General features: G+C 61.1%; 18 protein-coding genes. 8 read left to right on the top strand and 10 right to left on the bottom strand.

Annotated features, from left to right (window positions below):
• Positions 1-9 precede the first annotated feature (9 nt).
• On the top strand, positions 10-774 hold the full coding sequence (locus ACZ1HA_RS12340) for an IclR family transcriptional regulator (protein ID WP_375230268.1): 765 nt from the start codon (positions 10-12) through the stop codon (positions 772-774).
• Between the two features lie 14 nt (positions 775-788).
• On the opposite strand, the gene ACZ1HA_RS12345 is transcribed toward ACZ1HA_RS12340, so the two are convergent.
• Positions 789-1,655 carry a sugar phosphate isomerase/epimerase family protein gene (locus ACZ1HA_RS12345; RefSeq protein ID WP_472714071.1) on the bottom strand — a complete coding sequence of 289 codons (867 nt, stop codon included), beginning with the start codon at positions 1,653-1,655 and terminating at the stop codon, positions 789-791.
• Positions 1,652-2,620 carry an NAD(P)-dependent oxidoreductase gene (locus tag ACZ1HA_RS12350; RefSeq protein WP_472714072.1) on the bottom strand — a complete coding sequence of 323 codons (969 nt, stop codon included), beginning with the start codon at positions 2,618-2,620 and terminating at the stop codon, positions 1,652-1,654. Before ACZ1HA_RS12350 ends, ACZ1HA_RS12345 begins: the two co-directional genes overlap by 4 nt.
• A gap of 218 nt (positions 2,621-2,838) precedes the next feature.
• Between ACZ1HA_RS12350 and ACZ1HA_RS12355 the strand changes: the two genes are divergently transcribed.
• The 3 genes from ACZ1HA_RS12355 (at position 2,839) to ACZ1HA_RS12365 (ending at position 7,551) form a co-directional block, all read left to right on the top strand.
• Complete coding sequence (locus tag ACZ1HA_RS12355; protein ID WP_436398846.1) at positions 2,839-3,918, top strand: PLP-dependent cysteine synthase family protein; 1,080 nt, start codon at positions 2,839-2,841, stop codon at positions 3,916-3,918.
• A 78-nt stretch (positions 3,919-3,996) separates the two neighbouring features.
• Positions 3,997-4,983 (top strand): LysR family transcriptional regulator, encoded by a 987-nt coding sequence (locus ACZ1HA_RS12360; RefSeq protein ID WP_472714073.1) that lies wholly within the window; start codon positions 3,997-3,999, stop codon positions 4,981-4,983.
• A 147-nt stretch (positions 4,984-5,130) separates the two neighbouring features.
• The gene (locus ACZ1HA_RS12365) at positions 5,131-7,551 is read left to right on the top strand and encodes a GcvT family protein (RefSeq protein WP_472714074.1); all 2,421 of its coding nucleotides are present in this window, start codon (positions 5,131-5,133) and stop codon (positions 7,549-7,551) included.
• A gap of 36 nt (positions 7,552-7,587) precedes the next feature.
• On the opposite strand, the gene ACZ1HA_RS12370 is transcribed toward ACZ1HA_RS12365, so the two are convergent.
• The 7 genes from ACZ1HA_RS12370 to ACZ1HA_RS12400 form a co-directional block, all read right to left on the bottom strand.
• Positions 7,588-9,141 carry an alanine/glycine:cation symporter family protein gene (locus ACZ1HA_RS12370; protein ID WP_436398842.1) on the bottom strand — a complete coding sequence of 518 codons (1,554 nt, stop codon included), beginning with the start codon at positions 9,139-9,141 and terminating at the stop codon, positions 7,588-7,590.
• Between the two features lie 9 nt (positions 9,142-9,150).
• Positions 9,151-9,588, bottom strand: coding sequence for a universal stress protein (locus ACZ1HA_RS12375; RefSeq protein WP_472714075.1), 438 nt, complete (start codon positions 9,586-9,588; stop codon positions 9,151-9,153).
• A gap of 294 nt (positions 9,589-9,882) precedes the next feature.
• Positions 9,883-11,628: a CHASE2 domain-containing protein gene (locus tag ACZ1HA_RS12380; protein WP_472714076.1), complete on the bottom strand. Its 1,746-nt coding sequence runs from the start codon at positions 11,626-11,628 to the stop codon at positions 9,883-9,885.
• 64 nt (positions 11,629-11,692) lie between these two features.
• Positions 11,693-12,220, bottom strand: coding sequence for a FecR domain-containing protein (locus ACZ1HA_RS12385; RefSeq protein WP_472714077.1), 528 nt, complete (start codon positions 12,218-12,220; stop codon positions 11,693-11,695).
• Positions 12,221-12,309: 89 nt separating this feature from the next.
• Positions 12,310-13,350, bottom strand: a complete 1,041-nt coding sequence (locus ACZ1HA_RS12390; protein ID WP_472714078.1) for an aromatic ring-hydroxylating dioxygenase subunit alpha — start codon at positions 13,348-13,350, stop codon at positions 12,310-12,312.
• 200 nt (positions 13,351-13,550) lie between these two features.
• Positions 13,551-15,407 carry a serine hydrolase gene (locus ACZ1HA_RS12395; RefSeq protein ID WP_472714079.1) on the bottom strand — a complete coding sequence of 619 codons (1,857 nt, stop codon included), beginning with the start codon at positions 15,405-15,407 and terminating at the stop codon, positions 13,551-13,553.
• 38 nt (positions 15,408-15,445) lie between these two features.
• Entirely contained in the window at positions 15,446-16,453 is a 1,008-nt protein-coding gene (locus tag ACZ1HA_RS12400; protein WP_472714080.1) for a VPLPA-CTERM sorting domain-containing protein, read from the bottom strand.
• On the opposite strand from ACZ1HA_RS12400, the gene ACZ1HA_RS12405 reads away from it, so the two are divergent.
• From ACZ1HA_RS12405 to ACZ1HA_RS12420, 4 genes are read left to right on the top strand one after another with little or no spacing between them, the layout of a single operon-like run.
• On the top strand, positions 16,452-16,598 hold the full coding sequence (locus ACZ1HA_RS12405; RefSeq protein WP_472714081.1) for a hypothetical protein: 147 nt from the start codon (positions 16,452-16,454) through the stop codon (positions 16,596-16,598). The genes ACZ1HA_RS12400 and ACZ1HA_RS12405 overlap by 2 nt on opposite strands.
• Positions 16,599-16,626: 28 nt before the next feature.
• A complete protein-coding gene (locus ACZ1HA_RS12410; RefSeq protein WP_472714082.1) occupies positions 16,627-18,450 on the top strand; it encodes a hypothetical protein in 1,824 nt (607 codons plus the stop codon).
• Between the two features lie 19 nt (positions 18,451-18,469).
• Positions 18,470-19,591: a phosphatase PAP2 family protein gene (locus tag ACZ1HA_RS12415; protein WP_472714083.1), complete on the top strand. Its 1,122-nt coding sequence runs from the start codon at positions 18,470-18,472 to the stop codon at positions 19,589-19,591.
• Complete coding sequence (locus tag ACZ1HA_RS12420; RefSeq protein ID WP_472714084.1) at positions 19,566-21,569, top strand: S8/S53 family peptidase; 2,004 nt, start codon at positions 19,566-19,568, stop codon at positions 21,567-21,569. The genes ACZ1HA_RS12415 and ACZ1HA_RS12420 overlap by 26 nt, the downstream gene beginning before the upstream one ends.
• 14 nt (positions 21,570-21,583) lie before the next feature.
• On the opposite strand, the gene ACZ1HA_RS12425 is transcribed toward ACZ1HA_RS12420, so the two are convergent.
• On the bottom strand, positions 21,584-22,729 hold the full coding sequence (locus ACZ1HA_RS12425; RefSeq protein ID WP_472714085.1) for an iron-containing alcohol dehydrogenase: 1,146 nt from the start codon (positions 22,727-22,729) through the stop codon (positions 21,584-21,586).
• Positions 22,730-22,731: the final 2 nt, after the last annotated feature.

The raw sequence follows: 22,731 nt of genomic DNA on the forward strand, positions 1-22,731 counted from the left end.
GTCTTCACCATGTCTGACAAACAGGATCAGATACCCACAAACCTTCGTTTGCTGGTCCTGCTTGAAGAGGTGGTGAAGGCCGGCGTCCCTGTGACACCCTCGGTCATCAAGGATGCCCTGAACCTGCCGAAGCCAACGCTGCACCGCCTGTTCAATACAGCCGAGGCAGAAGGGTTCCTCCAGCGCGATATTGACGGCCGTTCCTATTCTCCGGGGCCACGGCTCCGGACTATGGCCGTCAATGCTATCTCCTCGCAGCGGGTGCGGATGCTGCGCCTGAACATCCTGCGCGAAGTTGCTGCCGAAATTGGCGAGACCTGCAATATTGCGATGCCGGACCGTGAGGGAATGACCTATCTGGACCGGATTGAAACGCACTGGCCGCTGCGCATTCAGCTGCCCGTGGGCACTCAGGTCCCGTTCCACTGCACAGCCAGTGGCAAAATGTATCTGTCTTCGCTGCGCCCGGCTTACCTCGACCGCTATCTCGAAAGTGCCCGGCTGGAAAAGCACGCTCCCGGCACCATCACCGACCGCGCGGCATTGAAGACCGAGATCGAACTGACGCGCAAACGCGGCTATTCCTGCGACAATCAGGAATTCATGGAAGACATGGCCGCCGTTGCGGTGCCGGTTCTGGACAACCAGAAACGTCTTATGTCCACGCTGTCGGTACACGCTCCGATCCAGCGCCAGACGCCGGAAACGCTCCGCGAATTTCTCGAACCGCTGAAACGGGCCGCGTCACAGCTGGCGCATCAGGTGAACGCCTGATCCGGCGCCCATTTTCAGTGGCCGAATATATCGCGGAAGGTTCCGACGCACTGCCGGAACCCGTTTTCGAAGCTGCCGTCCCCGGGATGCCAGACACTCTCCAGTGAGATCACGCCGTCGTATCCATCGGCCCTGAGCGCATCTGCAATCGGATGCAGCATCGGGCCCAGCTGCCCCTCGCCGAGGCGCCTGACTTCCAGCGTTGCGCGCGGCGTATCAACAGTCACATCTTTTATGTGCAGATGTCCGAGGTATCCGCCCTTCAGCGTGTCATACCCATCCGGCCAGGCGGCTTCGTGACACCAGCAGTTGTTGGCCGGATCCCACAGCACCTGCAGCACGTCTTTCGCATCCAGCTCGTCGATCAGACGGCGCGCCGTATAGTTCGAGTTCACCATCGTGCCGTTACCGGTCTCGACCACCAGCCGCACCCCTTCGGCCCGCGCAAGCTCAACCGCCGGCGCGATCATCGGTGGCATACTGTCCCAGGCTCCATGCGCCACGTTCCACACCTCTGCACCGCCGCGCCCCCAGAGGATCTGTTCCTTTTTCTGTGTCATGATCCGGACAAGGGGCGCACCGGTGATATGGGCCATGTCGATCACCCGCTTCAGCGCATCCATGTGACGGGTGTGATCCGCATCGCCCGGCCGGTTCGCGCTGGTCAGGCCCGCAAAGATGTGGCGCGAGAGACAGGACACGGGTTTGCCGCGATCCCGCAACAGCCGGTCAATGTCCCGGATTTCCCCCGGTGTGTGATCGCCGACTTCTTTTTCACCGACAAACTGCAGCTCGGCGTAGTCGAGGTCATACGCGTCCATGACATCGACCGCACGTGCAAGGTCACGGCTGATCCCGTCGCAGATGACCCCGAGCTTCATGGCTGGCTCTTCCGGTGCAGTTCAGCTCCGATAATCTCCTCGATCACACGGGTGCAGGCCCAGTTGTCCCCATTCGGGTATTTTGTCCGCCCCGAATGAAAAATCTGCATTGCCGCCGCCGCCGTGTGCAGCGGCACGCCCAGGTCCTCACCCAGCCCCATGGAGATGGTCAGGTCCTTGTGCATCGTGTTGATGTGGCTGCCGGTGCCTTCGAACTGCCGGTCGATGATCTTTTCCAGTGCATTGTTGACCACGCCGCAGCCTGCGGATGAGGTGGAGAACACATCCAGGATGACCTGCCCCGGCACACCTGCCTTTGCCGCAAGTGCTGCGGCTTCAAAGGTTGCGGAAAACTGCGCGCCAATCAGCGACTGCAGGCAGGCTTTGACCGTCTGTCCGTCACCGGGGCGGGTACCCACCCGGTGGATATTGGCCGATACAGCCTGCATCACAGGTGCGACCCGGTCCAGGACAGCATCCGGAGCTGCCGCCATCATCGTCAGCGTTCCGGACTGCGCCCCGGGAAAACCACCCGACACCGGCGTGTCGACCAGATCAATTCCTGAACCTTCCATCCCAGCACCAATCTCACGGGCTTCATTCGGCCGGATGGTGGCGCTCAGAATAACGGTGCCACCCGGTTTCATATGAGAGACCAACCCATCCGGTCCCAGGATCACATCCCGTGCCTCCTGCCCCGTCATCACCATGACAAAAACCACGTCTGCGGACCGGCCGATTTCGGCCGGGTTTGCCGCAGCCTGGCCGCCCATGTCAGTGAATGCCTGCATCCGGTCCGGTTTCGGGTCATATCCCGACACATCAAACCCGTTTCTGATCAGATTAAGCGCAATACCGCTGCCCATATCACCGATACCGGCGATTCCCGTTTTGAACATGACAGTTTCCTCCCCGTCCTGCGTTCCAGTTCCCCATCGCTGGGGGGCCAAAGGCGGAGATTTCACGCGTCATCAAAGCGACGTCGGGCGGGTCCGGTAGACACCCCGCTGCCCGGTTAGGTCCCCTGAGGCTAGCACCGGATTTCCGAAGCTGACAAGCCCGCTCTGCAGGCGCAGGCATCTGCAGTCGGGAGAAAAGGTTGCAAAAGGGGCTGTCCTGCGTGATGCTGCAGACCCGCGCAGAACGTGCGGACCCGCAGATCACGGGACAGAAAGGACATCTCATGACAGCTCCCTCCATCCGCCGCACATCCGGTCAGGGCAAAACTTTTGACTCCATTCTTGATACCGTCGGCAATACGCCGGTGATCCGGATCAACAACCTGGCGCCGGACGGCGTTGAGCTTTACGTCAAAGCCGAGTTTTTCAATCCGGCCGCATCGGTCAAGGACCGGCTGGCGCTCAACATCATCGAAGCCGCCGAACGCGCCGGCACCCTGAAGCCCGGACAGACAGTTGTCGAGGCGACCTCGGGCAACACGGGCATCGGGCTGGCGATGGTCTGCGCGCAAAAGGGCTACCCGCTGGTGGTAACCATGGCGGACAGCTTCTCTATCGAGCGGCGCCGTCTGATGCGGATGCTGGGGGCAAAGGTCATTCTAACACCGCGCGCCGAGAAGGGCTTCGGCATGTACAACAAGGCCGTTGAACTTGCCGAGGCCAATGGCTGGTTCCTGGCAAGCCAGTTCGAGACAAAGGCCAATGCAGACATGCACGAGGCGACCACAGCGCAGGAAATTCTGGGCGATTTCGAGGGCCGGAAGCTGGACTACATCGTCACAGGCTATGGCACCGGCGGCACTGTCACCGGCATCGGTCGGGTGATGCGCAAAGAGCGTCCCGATACCAAAATCATCCTGACGGAACCCGGCAATGCGCAGCTGGTAGGCAGTGGTATCGCGCAGGAACGGCGCGACAACGGAGCGCCTGCTGTCAGCCACAGCGCGTTTGAACCGCACCCGATCCAGGGCTGGACGCCGGATTTCATTCCCGCCGTGCTGCAGGAAGGGATCGACAGTGCGTTTTATGACGAACTGCTGCCCGTTGCCGGTCCGGATGGCATCGCCTGGGCACGCAGGCTTGCTGCCGAAGAAGGCATCCTGACGGGTATCTCCGGCGGATCAACCTTTGCCGTATCCCAGGAGATCGCAAAAACTGCGGCACCCGGTTCGGTCATCCTGTGCATGCTGCCAGACACCGGCGAGCGTTACCTTTCGACACCGATGTTCGAGGAGATTGAGGCCGAGATGAATGCCGAGGAAACTGCTATTTCGAAATCCACACCAGGGTATCAGATGGACTGAAATCTTCGAATTTCTCTTTCGGAAACTTCAAAAGTGATACCGGATCGTTAGTATCCGGTGCAGCGCCGGAGGCCCGCAATGCACCGATCCAAACTCACTCTGAAGTCACTTGAGCTTTTTCGGGAAACGGCCCGCTGCGGACAGGTGCAGAGCGTTGCACAGGCAGCGGGTCTGTCTGTCAGTACGGTTTCCCACCACCTGCGTCAGCTTGAGCATACGCTTGGCGTGCAGCTGCTGGATCATGCGCGCCGGCCGATGGCTCTGACCCCGGAAGGCGCCGCATTTCTGGACCAGATCGATGGGCCCCTCGATCTATTGCGCAAGGCAGAGGGTGCCGCGCTGACGGGGCGGTTGTCTGACATCCGCAACCTTCGCCTGGCGCTGATCGAGGATTTTGAGGATGAGGTCGCGCCGGATCTGGCCCGCCAGCTTGCCCGCGATATGCCAGCCTGCCGGTTTTTGCATCTGACCCGGCCCAGCCATGACATTCTGGCGCTGCTCGACGGCCGCGCGGTGGATCTGGGGCTCGCTACCCGGCCCGATGCCGAACCGGAGAGTATCCGCGAATGGCCGCTGCTGCGCGATCCATATGTTGTGGCGATGCCGCTCGCGGCGCCCGAAGACCCTGCGGATCTGCTGAAGGGGAAGAGTGATCTGCCTTTCCTGCGCTACAGCGATGATCAGCTGATGGGCCGGCAGATCAGCGCTCATCTGCGCCGTCAGCGTCTTGAGTTGCCACAACGGTTCCGGTTCGAGAGCACACAATCCATGATGGGGATGATCGCAGATGGCAAAGGCTGGGCGATCACGACACCGACCAACTATCAGCGCGCGCACAGGTTCTGCCACCAGGTGCAGATCGTGCCCCTGCCCGGCCCCGGATTTGCCAGGTACATCTCCCTCTTTGCCCGCGCGGATTTTGACACGGCGACAGCGCAAAGGGTCTGGCAGGTCATGCGCCGATTGATCCGGGACTGTGTTATCGGCCCCGCCGTGCGCCAGACCCCCTGGCTTGATGGCGCACTGCATTTGCCGGAAGCGCCGGACGACAAAGCGTTTCGTTAAAAGACCACGTTTGCGATATCGGGCGGGCCTTGATTTTCAAAAGATCGAAACCTGATTTCGATTCCATCGTCATTTCCGTGATTCTGTTGACCCGTCCGGCCTGCTTTCGTCTCACTGCTGCAGGCACTGAGATATCGGAGAGCAGGCATGAGAAAATCGGCACGGGTCGTTGTCATCGGTGGCGGCATCGCCGGCTGTTCCACGCTCTATCACCTCACGCAGGAGGACTGGAGCGATGTCATGCTGCTGGAACGCAATGAGCTGACGTCCGGCACGACATGGCACTCCGCAGCCCAGGTCACCAACTTTGGCATGAACCAGACGATGGTGGGGCTGAAAACGCATTCCATCAACCTCTACAGGGAACTGTCAGAGGACCCGGACTACCCGATCAACTACCACCACGCCGACGGTGGCATCCGGCTGGCGAACACCGAAAAACAGATGGACGGCTACCGCCATTTTACATCCATGGCGCGCGGAATGGATGTGCATTTTGAAGTGATCGATGCCGAAGAGTGCGCGCGGCGTCACCCGCTGATCTCGACCGACAATCTGGTGGGCGGGCTCTGGGACCCGCTGGACGGCGATATTGACCCGGCACAGCTCTGTCAGGCGCTGGCGCGGCGGGCCCGCAAGGCAGGTGCGGAGGTGCACCGCAATACGCCGGTCACTGGCCTGCGGCAGCTGCCCGATGACAGCTGGGTGGTTTCAACGGACAAGGGCGATATTCATGCCGGGATCGTCGTGAATGCCTGCGGCTACCGCGTCAATGAGGTGGGCGCGATGATGGGGGTGCATCACCCGGTCATGTCGATGGAACACCAGTATTTCCTGACCGAAGAAATCCCGGCCATCCGGGACGCCGGACATCGGATGCCCCTGCTGCGCTGCCCGATCAGCGACTACTACTGCCGACAGGAGAAAAACGGGCTGCTGGTCGGTTTTTACGAACAGGACTGCAAAACCTGGGGGATGGACGGGATCGATCCGAATTTTGTGAACGCGCTCTGCCCGGACGATCTGGACCGTGTGACGGATGTGCTCGAAGGGGCATTTGCCCGTATGCCCGCGCTGATGGAAACGGGCATCCACACGGTCGTGAACGGGCCGATAACCTATACGATTGATGGCGCGCCGCTGGTGGGTCCGATCCCCGGCAAGCGCAACGCCTTCTGTATCATCGGGTTGCGTGCAGGTCTGGGCGAAGGTGGCGGGCATGGCTGGCTGCTGGCACAGCAGATTGTGCACGGCGAGGCCTGTTATGACACCTGGGTGACTGACCCGCGCCGCTTCACCGGGCACGCCAATGTCGAACTCACAGCGCTGAAAGCCATAGAGGATTATCAGAACGAGTTCCGGTTTCATTTCCCGCACGAGCACCGCCCCGCAGGCCGCCCCGCCAAAACAACCCCCCTGACCCCGGTTCTCGCCGCCGAAGGCGCCGCCTTCGGGACGGTGAACGGCTGGGAGCGGATGGAGTTCATCAAGCCGGACCCCGATTTTCACGAGGATTACGGATACCACTTCAACAACGTGTTTGATGTTGTTGCCAGTGAAGTTGCCACCGTGCAAGACCGGGTCGGCCTGACCGAAGTCAGCGGGTTTAACCGGTTCGAGCTCACTGGCGCAGATGTGGATGTGTTTCTCGACCGGATAATCTGTGGCCGGGTCCCCCGCAAGGCAGGACGCGTAGGGCTTGGGTATTTGCTGAACCATCAGGGCATGCTCAAATCCGAGGCGACCATTGCCCGGTTGCCGGATGGCCGGGTCTGGTATGGCTCTGCTGCCGCGGCGGAGTATCACGATATGGACTGGTTGCAGGCGCATCTCAGGAGCGATGAGGATGTGCAGATCCGGTCGCTTACAAACGAACATACGATCCTTGTTCTGGCGGGGCCCCGTGCACGGGATGTGATGTCGGCGGTCAGCCGCGCGGACTGGTCCGCAACGGCCTTTCCCTGGCTGCATGTCCGGGAGTGTTTCATCGGGATTGCGCCGGCTGTGGTGATGTCCGTCAGTTTCTCCGGCGAACTGGCCTATGAAATCCATGTACCCAACAACCAGCTTTATGCCGCCTGGCTTGCCCTGCGCCGCGCCGGGGCGGACCATGGCATGGGCCTCTTTGGCAGCAGAGCTGTGGATTCCATGCGCCTCGAAAAAGGGTATCTGCACTGGAAGGCCGAGATCCTGACCGAATTTGACCCGTTCGAAACCGGTCTGGGACGCTTTGTGGACATGGCCAAGACTGGCTTCATCGGGCAGGACGCATTGCACACCCGTCAGGCGGATGGCCCCCGAAAGCAGCTGGTCACACTGCACCTTGAGAGCGACGACGCCCCTGCCCAGGGCGGCGCATCGGTTATGCAGCACGGAAAGGTCGTGGGAACTGTTACATCCGGCGATTTCGGGCATCGCACAGGCATGAATCTTGCCATGGCGTTCGTAGAACCCGGTCTGGCCGTTGCCGGTCAGAGGCTTGAGGTGGATGTGGTGGGAGTACTCGTGGGCTGTACGGTCACAGCACCCGGGCCCTATGATCCGCAGAACAGCCGCGTTCGCGGATGACCGGGGGCGGTGTGCCCGCCCCCGGCGCGTATCTCATCAGTGTGAGAACTTTTTGATTTCGCCGGACTTCAGGCGGGCGCTGTAGGATTCCAGCTCCTTGCGCACAACCTTCATCAGGAAGTAGAGCGCAAAGATATTGACCACAGCCATGGCAAAGATCGCCGCGTCCGAGAAGTCGATCACCGGCCCAAGGCTTGCCGCCGCACCGATGACCACAAAGACGCAGAAGATGATCTTGAAGGTCAGTTCAGATGCCTTGCCTTCCCCGAACAGATAGGTCCAGGCCTTGAGGCCGTAGTAGGACCAGGAAATCATGGTCGAGAAGGCAAAGAGCACAACCGCCACCGCGAGCACGTACGGGAACCAGCTGATCCCGGATGCAAATGCTGCAGAGGTCAGCGACACACCTGTGTTGCCATCAACAGTTGCAATCGCTGTACCGGCTTCGTTCAGAACGTAGTTTCCTGTCGCCTCGTCGATGATCAGCTGCTGCGAAATGATGATGACCAGCGCGGTCATGGTGCAGATTACAACCGTATCGATCAGCGGCTCAAGCAGAGACACGAACCCTTCGGTGATCGGCTCTTTTGTCCGTACCGCGGAGTGCGCGATCGCCGCAGAACCAACGCCTGCTTCGTTCGAGAACGCCGCCCGCTTAAAGCCCTGGATCAGCGCACCGACAAAGCCGCCCGCAACACCCAGACCTGTGAAGGCACCGGCAAAGATCTGGCCAAAAGCCCAGCCGATCATGTCAAAGTTCACGATCAGGATGATCAGCGCCGCACCGACATAGAGGATGCCCATGAAAGGCACGACCTTTTCTGTCACATTGGCGATGGATTTGATCCCGCCCACGATTACGGCAAAGACCACGGCGGCAAAGACCAGACCGGTGATCCAGCCCGGATAGTCACCGACGATACCGGAAATCTGTGCGTGGGCCTGGTTAGCCTGGAACATGTTTCCACCGCCCAGAGCGCCGAGGATACAGAAGATCGAGAACAGAACCGCCAGGATTTTGCCCCCCGGCAGTCCAAGTTCATCAAAGCCTTTAGACATATAGTACATCGGACCACCCGAAACCGTGCCGTCCGGGTATTCGTTGCGGTATTTAACGCCGAGCGTACATTCGGTGAATTTCGATGCCATGCCCAGAAGACCCGCGAGGATCATCCAGAACGTGGCTCCTGGCCCGCCGATCCCGACGGCCACAGCAACACCGGCAATGTTGCCCAGACCGACAGTGCCCGAGAGCGCCGTGGCAAGCGCCTGAAAGTGACTGACCTCGCCTGCATCGTTCGGATCTGAGTAGTCACCTTTCACCAGCGAAATGGAGTGCCCGAAGTAACGCAGCTGCACCAGCCCGAAATAGACGGTGAAAACGGTGGCCGCGATCACCAGCCACATCACAATCCAGGGGAACGACGTGCCCGGGAAAGGTGCAAAAATAAAGCTGACGAAAGGCCCCGTAAACTGCGCGAAAACCTCGTTGACGCGCTGGTCAAGCGTTTGTGCTTCCTGTGCGGCAGCCGGGCTGGCCAGCAGTGCCGCAGCGGCTGCACCAGCGAGATACCTGATATCTGTTTTCATGTTGATCCCTCACCCGACGACTGTGACTGGCATGCTGGCATGCATGACAAGGTTACTGGTTGAACTGCCGAAGATGCGGGACGTGAACCCGCTTTCGGAGGAGCGGCCGACTACGATCTGATCCGCTCCGTTTTCTTCGGCGATGGCGTTCAGCGTTTCGGCGACATCGCCATGACGCACTTTGCCCGAGGCGGTGAAACCATCCGCTGTCAGCTGAGCGACGGCCGGCTCAACAACCCGGCTGTTTGCCACTGCGATTTCTTCCTCGCGCCGCTTGTGCCGCTGCGCATTCTCCTCTGCAGTCTGGAAGGTGAACGGTGACCATTCGATCACGTAAACAACCAGAATCTCACAGTCCCCGATGAGGCGGGCAAGCTGCTTGCCATGATCAAGCGCACGATTGCCCGACCCCGCTCCATCCAGACCGACGACCAGTTTTGTTGGCATATGTCCCTCTTATTTTAATGTGGCGGGCAGACGCGCGCCGAATGTGCCGTGATTTTTCAGGGGCGGTTCTGCGGCACTTAAAATTGCACCCCATTCACGAAGCATTAACCATTTCCGCCAGCAAATGGGTCTGAATTTTTCCCATTTTTCGACGAAAAGACCGAAAAAACGACATATCAAAGTGAAATTGTTCAATATCTGGTCAATTTGCAGAACAGGGCTCACACCCGCAGGACGAGAATCGCTTTCACGTCATCCGCGCGAAAGTGGTGTCACCACTAGGCAATCACGGTGTCAGCCCGCATCCGGGATCGTGTCCGTTTTCCAGATACAGACGGAAATGTCACCGCTGCGGCCACGCACGCGCACTCCTGTGCGTTTCTCCGGGCTGAACGGCGGCGGCCCATTGAGTGTGGCCATGAAATCATCGCTTGCGACGACCACTGCATCCTCTTCTTTGGCTGTTTCCATCAGTCTGCTGGCCAGATTGACGTTGTCGCCCGAGACAGTGACCTGCTGATGACTGCTGGCGCCGAGGCGGGATAAAACAACCGGTCCGCAGTGCAGCCCGATCCGGCACCGGACCGGTGCCGTCTGCCCGGAAGGCAGCGGTGCGGCCTGGAGTTTCTGTACGATCTCAATAGCCGCGCGCAGCGCCTCATCGGTCTGTGGTCCGGTTTTTTCAGGCTCCATGCCGAACACAGCCAATGCACCGTCGCCCATGTAGTTCAGAACACTGCCACCCATGCGCCCGACGGCCTCTCCGGTCAGCTCATGAAAGGACCTCAGCAGATCACGCGTGCCGTCGGGGCCAAGTCTTTGCGACAGGCTGGTGAAGCCCGACAGATCCACGAAAAGGATCGACATGAACCGGTCGACCGGTTTGGCCAGAAAATCCGGATTCCGCGCAATTCTTTCCGCAAGCGCCGGTGCCTGAAACTGTCGCAGCGCCGTCGCGGCCATTTCAGCGTGCCGGGCGTTCTGACGTTCGAGCCGGTACCGGAAGCCCGCCACAAAAAGCGCTGGCGGAGCCGCAGCCAGCAGGGGCACCGCGAGACTGATCCAGACACCGGAAGAAAAAAACATCGCTGCGATCCCGAAACTGGCGGCCATGAGCAGGACAATCAGGGGAAGCGAACGCGACAATGGCAACTGCATCAGCGCGAGCAGGCAAAGAATGGTCAGCCCAACAGCATGTGCGGCGTCCCAGCGCCGAAGGTTTTCGGGGCGCTGAAGGCCCGGCCCACCGATCAGCTGCGAGACGGCTGTGGCGATGATCTCCACTCCGGGTGTGCTGTCACCAAAAGGCGTCGGGAACCGGTCCCCCACGCCGGAGGCCGTGTATCCGAGCACCACCATCCGGTCCTGCAACACACCTGATAAGGGCCCGTCCAGCAGCGCGGTGGCACTGACGGTCGGGACTGTGCCCGCCGGCCCAAGGTGGCGCAACGGCAGATAGACGCCATCCTTCAGCACAAGGGTCCGCTCCCCGAGGGTCAGCACCCCGTCGCTGAACGAGGCCTGATCACGTGAGAACAGCACAGCGGCGGACAATGCCATCGCCGGATAGATGCCGTCGCCGGTATCGAGCACCAGCGGCATGTAACGCGGCGTGCCCCGGGTATCGGTGGATACGTTGACCAGGCCAGGCTGCGCCGCCCCAGCAAACAACGCATCCGGCACGAGCGCTCCACCCGAAGCCCGGTCAAAGCGCGCAGCCGCAGCGATTGCGGACGGGACAGACGCGAGCGCCGCCGCGAGGTCCGCGTCGGTTGCCGGATCCCGCAGATCCGCCAGCAGGACATCAACTGCCAGCGCGGCCGCGCCACTGTCACTGATGTTCCGGATCAGGGTGCTCAGAACGCGCCGGCCATTTCCGCCCGGCAGGTCGAGTGTTTCGTCATCCAGCGCAACCAGAACCACCTCAGAAGCGGGAGCCTGCTGGCCAGCCAACCGGAAGCGCAGATCAGCAAGCCACAGCTCTGGCGTCTCTGTAATCCCTGCCCGGCCTGTGACATGCGGCAGGACAACTGCGGACACCCACACAGCCGCAGCAATCAGCGCCAGCAGGACCGCGCTTCGTGAAAACCTCTGACTTTGGGTGTCAGCGTCCAAAGCGCGCCAGCAGTGCGGCGGCCCGGCGTTCAGGCCAGCGGCTGACGGAGATACCGGTTTCAGGGGTCACATCTGCTCCCTCGCCCGCATTTACCTGTGCGATGACCGAGGAGTCCCCGGGGCGCGTTACGGTGACCTGCCCTTCAAGGACAAAAACAGAGGTCTCGCCGTCACGTGAATCGACGATGTACACAGTGCCACGCACTGCCGCGATGGCTTCCGGTGTCCTGATCTGCGTAGACCGGCTGCCGGGTACGACGTCAATCAGGATCGCGCCATTCTGCAGCTCAATGGCGCGGGGCGGTGCCTCACCTGCACGTTCAATAATTTTCAGCGACGCCGAGGGCTCGCGCTCCATCACGAAATCCGGCGTACAGGCAAAGGACTGACGCGGGGGGGTGTCGAGCTCTGTGCGCACGCAGTCCGCAGCGGCGCGATCGGGCTGAAATGCACCTGCGACCAGCATCGCCACTGCGGCGCAGGATGATATTCCCTGGCAAAAGAATGATCTTCGCATCAGTTCCGCCCCTGTTTTTGCCCGGTGAGTTGCCCCGTGACGGTTTCACAAAGCTGTTCCTGCCGCAAGTCTGGACGCGCAGACAGCCCCTATTCGGCCATTTGCCGGTCAACCTGCTGCTCTTCATTGATCATCGCCTGCAGCTGCCGGCGGAACCGCAGTGGCCCTGCGTCAATCGGCAGATCAATATGCGGACTGCGTTTGTCGGTCATGCCTTTCTGGACTTCATTCAGAACCGCGCGGTCTTCCTCAAAGGCTTTCTGAACATCTGCGCTCATCATGGCAGACAGTTCTGCGTCGTCCGGCCGGATGTTGCGCAGCTGGAACCAGTAGTACCGGGTCTGATGCGCGTTCGTGGGGGTCATGAAATTGTAGCTGTCCATGATGAAGGTATCGTCATGCAGCGGTCCATCCGGGCCACCCGTACCTGCCGGGGTAAACACCGCCCGGATCAGCGCATGTCCGGGGTACCTGACTTCGTAATGCTGCAGACGGTCGCAGTTCCCACTGAAACAGATGACTTTTTTGTAAAACGGCGCTGGTTCGTGATCCATGATCCAGCGATGCACGACCACGCCCTCATCCGTTTTTGTCACGCGCAATGGTGTGTCCTTGGTGCCGGCCGCCGCGAAACTGGACTCGTGAACCCAGGCGACATGGGTAGGATCCAGAAGATTATCGCACATCAGCAGATAGTTGCATTCGAGCTCCATCGCCGAGCCCCGGTTGATGCCCCATGACGGATCATCAAAGTTTGGTATATCAAAGATGTCGGCTGTATCTGCGAGCGCCGGATTGCCCATCCATATCCAGACCAGCCCGTATTTTTCGCAGAGCGGATAGGCATGCACGCGTGCCTCGGACGGGATGCGCCCGGCGCCTGGCGCACGAACACACTGCCCGGCACAGTCGAACGTCAGACCGTGATAACCGCATTCGACGGTGTCCCCCCGGATACGGCCCCGGCTCAGCGGCAGCTTGCGGTGCGGACAGGCGTCTTCCAGGCCGATAAGGTCGCCGCTTTCGGTGCGGAAAATGCAGATCTTTTCATCCAGCACCGTGATCTGACGCAGGTCACGCGTGATCTCGCTGGTCCATGCCGCAACATACCAGGCGTTTTTCAGGAACATAGCTTTACTCCGGCTGTCAGCGTTCGGGCACCCGGCGCAGATTTAAACCGGGTTCGCGTCAGCAGTCGAGAGCGATGTCGCTGCACCTGCCCGCGCTATTGGACAAATGCTGCATCAAAGGCGCACATACTGCGCGCGCCGGACAAAAAGAGCGGCGCCCCGAGGACGCCGCCGCGATTGATCAGCCTGTGCAGAGCTCCTTACCAGGCAACATCCCAGTAGTCTGTACTTTGCGGGATATCTGCGTTTGCCACGATCTTGGCAATCGTCCCGGTCATCCCCCGGATCGATGCGGTGGTTGCATCTGACAACCCACTGGTATTGGTGCCGATCGCCACGTGGATTTCGCTCAGATCCTCTCCGCTTACCGCTGTATACCCGGGCCTGAACACAGCCACAGTAGCGTACCCGCCACCCGTGGCACCGTTGTGGTGCAGCTTGCCCCGCGATGTGGCGCGGAAGCCTGCGATGTCCATGCCATCATAGCCGATGCTGTCGGCAAGGTGGGTGGTGATCGCAAGAATACCCTGCGCCGAAGAGGTCCACCCACCTGCAGCAAGACCGGTTGTGGAGGCCTTGAAGGGCAGCTCATTGTACCCCGTACTGGTGCGTTCATAGGGGTAGGCATCATGCGCATCCGGTGTCGCTTTCTGTGCCCTGACCTTCCCCTTCAGACCCATCGGTCTGAGATAGCTGTTCACCGTGTACTCGCGATAGGTCTTGCCGGTCAGCGCCTCAATCAGGAGGGTCGTCATCCCCATGCCGTGGTTGGAATAGGAATACCGTTCGCCTGCTTTCCACTGCAGCGGACGTGTCGCCAGAAAATGCTTGTGGATCAGGTCATATGTCGGCTCGCCATGTGCGGGATATGTGCGGCGCGTGGCTTCGACATCCCCACTGCGGAAAAAGCCGCTCGTGTGGTCAAAGACGTGCTGCACCATGATGTCACGGAACCGGTTGCGTTTATGGCCGTCGAAGGGGTGATCATACTCATAAGGCGCGCGGTACGCTGTAAGGTCCCGGCTGTGGCCCGAAAAAGCCAGCTTCCCGGAGGTCCAGACATAAACATGATCATCGCCGGCAATGCCGATCCCGCGGATACGGTACCGGGTGTCCGACTGGTTGATCACCGGCGACGCATAAGTCCTGTTGGCAAAATGCGTCCCGAAATTGAGCGAGTTACCGGAAGACACCGTGCCATCATCATACCAGACGTAGACGTCACTGTCCGACTTAGCGATGCCGATGCCGACCACGTCATGCATGGATTTGCGGTCGCCGTCAGAGCCGACAGGCAGTGTCACCGTTTGCGTCGGATCGCCGTCATCGTCGACCGGAATGCCTGCACGGGCATCAAGATCCCGCGCTGTTCCGATGCTGCGGGTGCCGTCTTTGTACCAGGCATAGGCATGGCCCTGCGGATTGAAGGCCACAGCGTGAAGGTCGTGGGCCTCACGCCCTTCGGCAACGGTGTAGGATCTGGGTTGTTGGTACGCTGCGAGGTCCGACGAGGTCCCGACACTGTACGTTCCGTTCCGGTACCACGCATGAACCCGGTCATCCGGGCCAATCGCCATTGCAACAATCGGCCGGTGCCTGTCTGTAGAGATCCGCTGGACTGCGTTGTACCGGGTACCCAGAATACCGTCCGGCCCGTAGACTTTGGTGGTGGCCGGGTCCATACCACGGGCCTGCATCGCCTGATAAAGTGCAGGCGCCGAGACCGTGGCCTTGCCGACCGAGCCAAAGCGCGTGCGGTCATCGTGTTGCATGATGTGAATGCCGCCGCCCGCATTCTCCGGCCGCCGCGACAGACCGAACCCCTTCGAATAGACGAGACGTCCTCCTTGCGTGACGGCCACGGTCAGGCCGACAATGCCGCCGTCCTGCATCAGCTCAGTGATTTCGCTGTCGATGCCCGATGTGAGGGAGGCCGGAGCGAACCCCTCCGCCGCCAGGCCTGCCCCTGCGAGAGACGCAAAGACACCTGCAAGGATGAAACGGTGAGCGCCACCGCGCAATGAATGATCTTCAGTATGACTTCTCTGGGAAAACATCGGTAAACTCCTTGAACAATAAACAGATTTCCGGGAACTCAGGACCGGATGCGCCGCCTGGCGATACCCAGCCCCGCGAGGCCAGCCAGCAGGAATGAGAAGCTGGCAGGCAGCGGCACGGGTGCTGGCGCGGGCGTGTATTCAACGGCATTGCGCTGCCTGAACCCGGTCAGCAACTCCACCGACCCGCCCGGATCGAGGCTGATGGAAAACAGATAGCGGAAGGTCAAATCGAGAGCGGCTTCCGCAGCATCCGCTCCGCCCGCTGCACTTGTTGCCGCAGAAAAAAGAAAACCGTCAAATCCGTCGCCACTGGTGACAAGGTTTTCAGTAACCTGGGCGGTTCCGCCTTCTTCCGTGATTGTGCGCAGATAAGGCGCGAGAGGCAGGTAGCTGACGGTGGCCCCGGAAAGCGCGCCGAATTCGCTGAAAAGCGTGCCCGAGGCGCGGGCGAAACCATCCGAACCGTCATAGGAGGACAGAAACGAGGCCCGCACGTCGCCCACGATGTTAAAAGAGACCAGGCTGTCGCTGACATTTTCGAAAAGAAACCCGCGTTCATTGATAAAAAATGCGGACCCATCGGATGCGACCGGACCGGACGCTATTTCTGCCCGTACAGAGCCACTGTTGTTCACGGTCCGGTCAACAATTGATGTATCGAACGGATTGGCGTCCGGATCATCGACAGAGGTGACCTCAACATCATAGGCCGCAAATGCACCCTCGGTGCCCCCCGGAAGCACCGTTTCATCCATGCGGACTGAGCTGAACGGCACAACGGGTTCCGAAAATGGATTTGCCACGACGGTATTTACTGAACTGGTGTTCGTGGCATCCGGGTCATCGACGTTTGTTTCGATATCCGCGCCCAGAACCAGAGACCCCGGCAGGATCGAAAGGCGCACAGCATCGGGCACAGACCCGGAATTGACAGTGTATCTGTGAAAAAGGCTCAGCTCACTGTTTGCGGAAACCGGCGCGGAAATTGCTGCACCTGCCCACAGAGTCACTGCGGCGGAAAGAGAAAAAACGATTATTTTCATGATAATGGCTTTCATTACTGTTGATCTGCAGGCCGGAACTGATCACGCGATCAGTCGTCCGGGCCGCGCGCTGAAAATGGCGCAGGAACAGCAGATACCGTCAGCCGTCAGGTTTCCGTCAGGGCGCAACCTGACGGAAACCTGACGGTCCCTGCCGCATCACCGGCTTTGACATGAACCTGCCTGCACGTATCGCCATGCTGTCAAAGCGCCGCCGTCGCCCGGAGACACGGGTCATCCGGCATGCCGCCGAACTTGTTTTCACAGACCTTTTGCCACATGCTGCGAGGCGTGGAGAGCGTGTCCCCGGACGGCCGGTCCCCTGCTGCCAGCCGGGTGTACCCGCTGGTGTGGGAAAGCGTGCGATGGCGTCAGATGACCCGGATATCTGTCTCAGCATCAGGCTGTACGGTGCCCCTGTCGTGGAGCTCAGCGGCGCTGCCGTCACGCAGATCACCGGCCCGCGCAACATCGCCCTGATTGCGCTTCTGGCCACAGCTCCGGGCCTGCGCCGCAGCCGCAACTGGCTGGCCGGTGTTTTATGGTCAGACAGCGCGCCGGAACGCTCCCGCGCCAATCTGCGCCAGCTACTGCACGCCCTGCGCCAGACGTGTGGGGCGGATTTTGATGCAGTGTTCTGCACCGACCGGGATACTGTCGGCCTGCTTCCGGAAGCCTCGAGGATTGAGAACAACGTGCCGGGCGTTTTCCTCGAAGGGATCGACCTCGCAGAAGAAGGTTTCGAAGACTGGCTGCGCGACCAGCGCCAGACAGACGCACCGCCCGGGCGAGTGGCTGTCGCCGCACCACCGGCTGCAGTCCTGCCGCGGATTATCGTCTGCCCCTTTGTTGAAACGGCGACGCCACGTCCGATGGGGATCGGAGATGCGCTTGCGCAGGAGCTGACCGGTCATTTCGCGCGGTCGCAACTGATTGACGCGATTTCCCATTTCTCCAGCCGCGCCCTCTCTGATCCGCAGGTTCTGCCGGACGCGACCGCGGAATTCATCCTTACCGGTCAGTGCCGCCAGCATGGCAATACGCTGACCGTAGACGCCACCCTCACAGACGCCAGCGATCACCGGGTCATGTGGTCCGACCGCCAGAGGATCGACCTGGCCGACTTTCTGGCCGGCGAGGACTTTCTGACCAATCAGATCGCCGGGCAGGCCCTGCGGACCATCATGTCCCGCTCCATTGCCGCCGGATCCAGCACGCCACTGCCGGAGCTGGACGCGCATACGCTGATGCTGTCCGCGGTGGCGTTGATGCATTCTTTTGAAAAGCGACACTTTCACCGCGCGGCAGCACAGCTTGAAGCGGTCATCGAAAGGTGCCCTGCCCATCCTGTCCCGCGTGCCTGGCTAGCACAGTGGCACCTTCTGAGGATTTATCAGAAATGGAGTGACGACGTTGCAGCGGACGAGCTGAAGGCGCAGAACGCGATCCGGAATGCTCTGGACCTGAACGCCACATGCGCGCTCTCCCTCGCCATAGACGGCAATATCCGCACAATCCTCAAGAACGATTTCAGTGTCGCGCGCCAGAGGTTCGACGCCGCACGCGAGATCAACCCGAGCAGTGCCTTCATCTCACAGCTCAACGCAGTTCTGGAAACCTTCACCGGTGGCGGGGATGCGGCTGTCGCCCTGACGGACAGGGCGTTTCTGCTCTCGCCGCGTGACCCGCGCAGACCGTTCTTCCAGACGCTGAGCGCTGGCAGCTATGTGGCCGGTGGCCGCTATGACGAAGCGGTTGAAATGGCCGAAGCATCGCTGCGGCACAATCCGCTGCATCTGTCGGCACACAGATGCCGGGTGATCGGGTTGCAGCTGGCAGGCCGGGAGGACGAAGCCCGCAAAGCCGCAGGCGAACTGATGCGGCTCGATCCCGGTCTCAGGGTATCAGATTATCAGCGCAACCACCCGGCCGGGCAGAGCACTGTCAGTCAGGTCTGGACCGATGCGCTCAGACATGCCGGTGTCCCGGTCAACTGAATTCAACAAAGGATATTTTATGCCGGTTCTGCAATCCCTTCAGTCTCTTCAGTCTTTGCAATCCCTGCAGTCACTGCAGTCTCTTCAGTCGCTGCAATCCCTTCAGTCTCTGCAAAGTCTGCAGTCACTGGGAACCCAGGCCGCGGCCTCACCGGTGGGATATATCACCGCTCACGACGGTATCGCCGGGCTCTGGCAGGGCAGCGCTGCCGCCACACCTCGCAGCATTGCAGACCCCGGCCATCTGGATCTCTGGGGCGCGCAGAGCCAGCAGATCGTGCTCTCCAATGAAATGCTCTCGCGCCTGTCCTATGCCGCTGACCCGGACAACGGTGCTGCAATCGTTTACCTCCTCGATCAGACGAACCCTTCGGGTACGTCGCCTGAATTCACTGCCGCTCCGCTGGTCGACATGCGCGCGCCGTCAGCGGAAGATTTCGCAGCTCAGGCCCGCATGGTGCACGATTACGCCGATCTTCGGCCCGACCGCATTTCCGAAATCACGGACCAGACTGCCGGGACAATCGGCTATTATACGCACATTGCCGGACTGGAAGCCGGTAAACATCCCGCCACGCTGAAACTGCTGGTGCTGGCGCAGGACTGTGCGACGCATGCAGCCCAGCAGTGCAAACACATCCTGGCCTGCCACAGACCCGTGGCGCTGTCGCCGCAGATACAGCCGATCATCCCGACCCCTACCCATTCCAGCCTGCCCAGCGGCCACGCGACAGAGGCCTTTGCCGTTGCATCCACGCTGACACGCTTTGCGACAGCAGCACCCGGGACCGACAGCCAGCTGATGCACATGGCCGCCCGCATCGCCGTCAACCGGACGGTGGCCGGTGTGCATTTCCCCGCGGACAGTTACGCGGGCGCTGTGCTCGGCATGGCAATTGCCGATGCAATCGCGGCCCGTGCGGGTCAGCTGGATACGGTCCAGCCTCTGCGCTTCAGCGGTCCGGGCATCGGCACCGAGGACTTTTTCACCACGCGGGTCTGGCACGACGGCGTGCGTCAGCTTCCGGTGACCTCCGAAGGTGCCGCGATCATCGAAGAGTTGCCCGGCAGTGCAGGGACAGATCTGTCGCCGCTGCTGGCAAACGTCTGGACCGATGCGATCAGCGAATGGGCCCTTTGAGATGGCCTGGCAGTGGATTGAAGACCCCGGCGAGGATGTATTCCATCCGCGCCTCGAACCTGTCAGCGCGTGGCTCTTCCGCCGCGACAGTCCTTTTCTGAGAACCGGTGGCGCCGGTGCCGCAACGCTCTTTTCCATGCCGATGAACCCCCAAGGGTTCCGGCCCGACGTGCGGGACTCGTGGCGCGCACTCCGGGTCGAAAACCCGGCGACAGGCGACAATCCTGCACAGCTTGCTTTTGGCGCGGATGCGCTCGCTGATCTGTTGCAGCCTCTGCAGGATGACTTTGACGATCCGCGGGTCTTTGTGCTGCCACTGCGCGGCGACGCAGCGCTGCCCGCAGAGGAACTGCGCAGGCGCACCGGCATCGGATCCCCCCGATCGCGCAACCCGAACCACCCGCTGCCGCAACCAACAGCCATTGTTGGTATCATTGATCACGGCATCAACATTTTTCATGAGCGTTTCCGGCACCGCACGTCCGGGTCGCGGATCGCCGGCGCCTGGCTGCAGGGTGCTGCGCGCCGCGACGACCGGCTGCCGTTCGGACGTGAATGGCTGCAGGCCGATATCGAAGAGGCACTTGCCGAGACAGGCGGTGACGAAGACGCCCTGCTGCGTCTGATGGGCGACGACCCCGCGGATCCGGCCTTCAGCCCGCTGAGCCAGCGGGTCAGTCACGGCACGCATGTTCTGGATCTGGCCGCTGGGTTCGACCCTCACGACCCTGCGGGCGACACCCTCCCGGTTATTGCTGTCTCGCTTCCGCCGGCTGTCACGCGGGAAACCGCGGGCTCGATGCTTGCGCTCCCCTTCGCCCTGGGTCTGGAATACATCGCCGACCGCGCCCGGCGGCTGATGGACCAGCGTGGTGCAGTCGTGCCGGTCATCGTCAATTTCAGCCTTGGGCTGACAGGCGGACCCCGCGCCGGACTGCACCGCCTTGAACAGACCATCGCCCGCGTCGCAGAGCGTCACCGCACACAGATCGAAAACAGGATGGGCGTGCCTGACGCCGAATTCCGTGTGGTCGTCGCGGCGGGCAACAACAACCTCAGTCAGGGCCATGCCCGCAGCCTGCCGGGCAGCGCGTCACTCAACCTGACCTGGCAGCTGCAACCGGCTGATCCGACGTCAAATTTTCTTGAGATCCGAATGGCGCCGGAAGCACCGCCGCTGCTGGAGCCGATGAATGTCACCATCCGCCTGCAGCCCGCCGGCGCGGACACCCCGATTGAGACAATGGTGCTCCCCACGGTGGGCAGAACGCTGGAGAATATCCGTTTGCTCGAAAGAGATGGCACAGTGATCGGACGGCTGTCTGTCTGGCGCCATCCTGACGGTATTGTCGTGCTCACCCTCGCGCTTGACGGCACCGACCCGGGCCATCAGCAACGGCAGGTGGCGCCATCCGGCAGCTGGCAGATCTCTGTCATGCATGAAGCCAGCACGCCCTACCGGATTGATGCCTGGGTGCTGCGCGACGATGTGCCTGTCGGGTTCACGGACACGGGCAGGCAAAGCTACTTCATCGACCCGGAGTACCGCGCGCGTCATCCGTCCGGACACCCTGTTCTCAATGACAGCGACACGGCACCGTCGGTCGTGCGCCGCTCGGGAAACCTGAATGCCATCGCCACGGCAACAGACGGACACCAGGTTTCTGTTGTCGGTGCGTTGTCCTCCACTGCGGGAACGGTGGCCCCAGCAGATTATTCAGCTGCACCACTGGATAACGCCTCCGAAGACATCGACGTCAGTGCGCCAGGGGACCGGTCTGCGGTGTTGCGTGGTCTGTTGGCCGCAGGCTCGCGGTCGGGCAGCCGTGTCGCAGTCAGCGGTACCAGCGCGGCCGCGCCGCAGCTCGTGCGTCACCTGGCGAGCGGTGCGGGTTCGCTCGCTGACGGGCCAGCGGGTGCAGACACGAGGACCGGACAGCAGATCCTGTCCGGGGCGCTGCCCGCACAGACGCCATAACGCCCCGCCCGGGATCAAAGAATTTCGAGCAACAGCGCACGCGTGTTGTCAGCGGTCATTTCCACCGGATTGCCGCCGGTGCTGGGGTCCGCGAGGGCACCGGCTACGATGCGGTCGATATCCGGGTTCTCAATGCCCAGCGCAGCAAGGGATTTGGGCACCTGCAGGCTGTCATTCAGCGCATCAACGTACGCACAGAAACCGTCAAAGCCGCCATCAATGCCAAGGTACCGGGCCGCCTGCCCGATCTTTTCTTCAACAGCTGGTCTGTTGAACTGCAGAACCGCAGGCATGCATACCGCGTTGGTCGTGCCATGATGCGTATGATAAATCGCGCCGATCGGATGCGAGAGCGCATGAATGGCCCCCAGCCCCTTCTGGAAAGCCGTGGCGCCCATGGCCGCGGCGGACATCATATGCGCCCGCGCCTCCAGATCACTGCCGTCCGCATAGGCGCGGGGCAGGTACTCCCTGACCAGCCGCATCCCTTCAAGCGCCATACCCTGAGACATCGGATGGTAATGTGGTGAACAGTAGGCTTCGACGCAGTGCGCAAAGGCATCCAGCCCGGTACCCGCTGTAATGAAAGGCGGCATGCCAACGGTGAGCTCCGGATCACAGATCACGACCGCCGGCAGGATCCGGGGGTGGAAAATGATCTTCTTCTCTTCGGTTTCGGAATTGGTGATAACAGAGGCCCGCCCCACCTCTGATCCGGTGCCCGCCGTGGTTGGGACCGCCACGATGGGAGCAATGGCATCAGCGTCTGCGCGGGTCCACCAGTCGCCGATATCCTCAAAGTCCCAGAGCGGTCTGGTCTGGCCCGCCTGAAACGCGACCACTTTGCCCAGATCAAGCCCCGAGCCGCCACCAAAGGCCACAACCCCGTCGTGCCCGCCATCACGAAAGGCCTTCACGCCAGCTGCCGCGTTTTTCTCATTCGGGTTCGGATCCACATCAGCAAATATGGCGCGGCCCAGACCTGCGGCCTCCAGCAGGTTGAGCGTTTTTGTGGTAATGGCCATGTCCGCAAGCCCGCGATCTGTGACCAGCAGCGGGCGTTTGATGCCAGCTGACGCACAGGCCCCGGCAATCTCGGAGATACGGCCGGCGCCAAAGCGTACGGCGGTGGGATATGACCAGTTGGCAGTCAGCGACATGT

This window comes from Roseobacter sp. S87, from assembly GCF_055693285.1.

Coding starts and splice junctions, on each gene's coding strand:
- ACZ1HA_RS12365 (WP_472714074.1), top strand. CDS start 5,131: ATGAGAAAATCGGCACGGGTCGTTGTCATCGGTGGCGGCATCGCCGGC.
- ACZ1HA_RS12390 (WP_472714078.1), bottom strand. CDS start 13,350: ATGTTCCTGAAAAACGCCTGGTATGTTGCGGCATGGACCAGCGAGATC.
- ACZ1HA_RS12340 (WP_375230268.1), top strand. CDS start 10: ATGTCTGACAAACAGGATCAGATACCCACAAACCTTCGTTTGCTGGTC.
- ACZ1HA_RS12355 (WP_436398846.1), top strand. CDS start 2,839: ATGACAGCTCCCTCCATCCGCCGCACATCCGGTCAGGGCAAAACTTTT.
- ACZ1HA_RS12400 (WP_472714080.1), bottom strand. CDS start 16,453: ATGAAAATAATCGTTTTTTCTCTTTCCGCCGCAGTGACTCTGTGGGCA.
- ACZ1HA_RS12370 (WP_436398842.1), bottom strand. CDS start 9,141: ATGAAAACAGATATCAGGTATCTCGCTGGTGCAGCCGCTGCGGCACTG.
- ACZ1HA_RS12425 (WP_472714085.1), bottom strand. CDS start 22,729: ATGTCGCTGACTGCCAACTGGTCATATCCCACCGCCGTACGCTTTGGC.
- ACZ1HA_RS12395 (WP_472714079.1), bottom strand. CDS start 15,407: ATGTTTTCCCAGAGAAGTCATACTGAAGATCATTCATTGCGCGGTGGC.
- ACZ1HA_RS12420 (WP_472714084.1), top strand. CDS start 19,566: ATGCGATCAGCGAATGGGCCCTTTGAGATGGCCTGGCAGTGGATTGAA.
- ACZ1HA_RS12360 (WP_472714073.1), top strand. CDS start 3,997: ATGCACCGATCCAAACTCACTCTGAAGTCACTTGAGCTTTTTCGGGAA.
- ACZ1HA_RS12410 (WP_472714082.1), top strand. CDS start 16,627: ATGAACCTGCCTGCACGTATCGCCATGCTGTCAAAGCGCCGCCGTCGC.
- ACZ1HA_RS12415 (WP_472714083.1), top strand. CDS start 18,470: ATGCCGGTTCTGCAATCCCTTCAGTCTCTTCAGTCTTTGCAATCCCTG.
- ACZ1HA_RS12375 (WP_472714075.1), bottom strand. CDS start 9,588: ATGCCAACAAAACTGGTCGTCGGTCTGGATGGAGCGGGGTCGGGCAAT.
- ACZ1HA_RS12385 (WP_472714077.1), bottom strand. CDS start 12,220: ATGCGAAGATCATTCTTTTGCCAGGGAATATCATCCTGCGCCGCAGTG.
- ACZ1HA_RS12345 (WP_472714071.1), bottom strand. CDS start 1,655: ATGAAGCTCGGGGTCATCTGCGACGGGATCAGCCGTGACCTTGCACGT.
- ACZ1HA_RS12405 (WP_472714081.1), top strand. CDS start 16,452: ATGATAATGGCTTTCATTACTGTTGATCTGCAGGCCGGAACTGATCAC.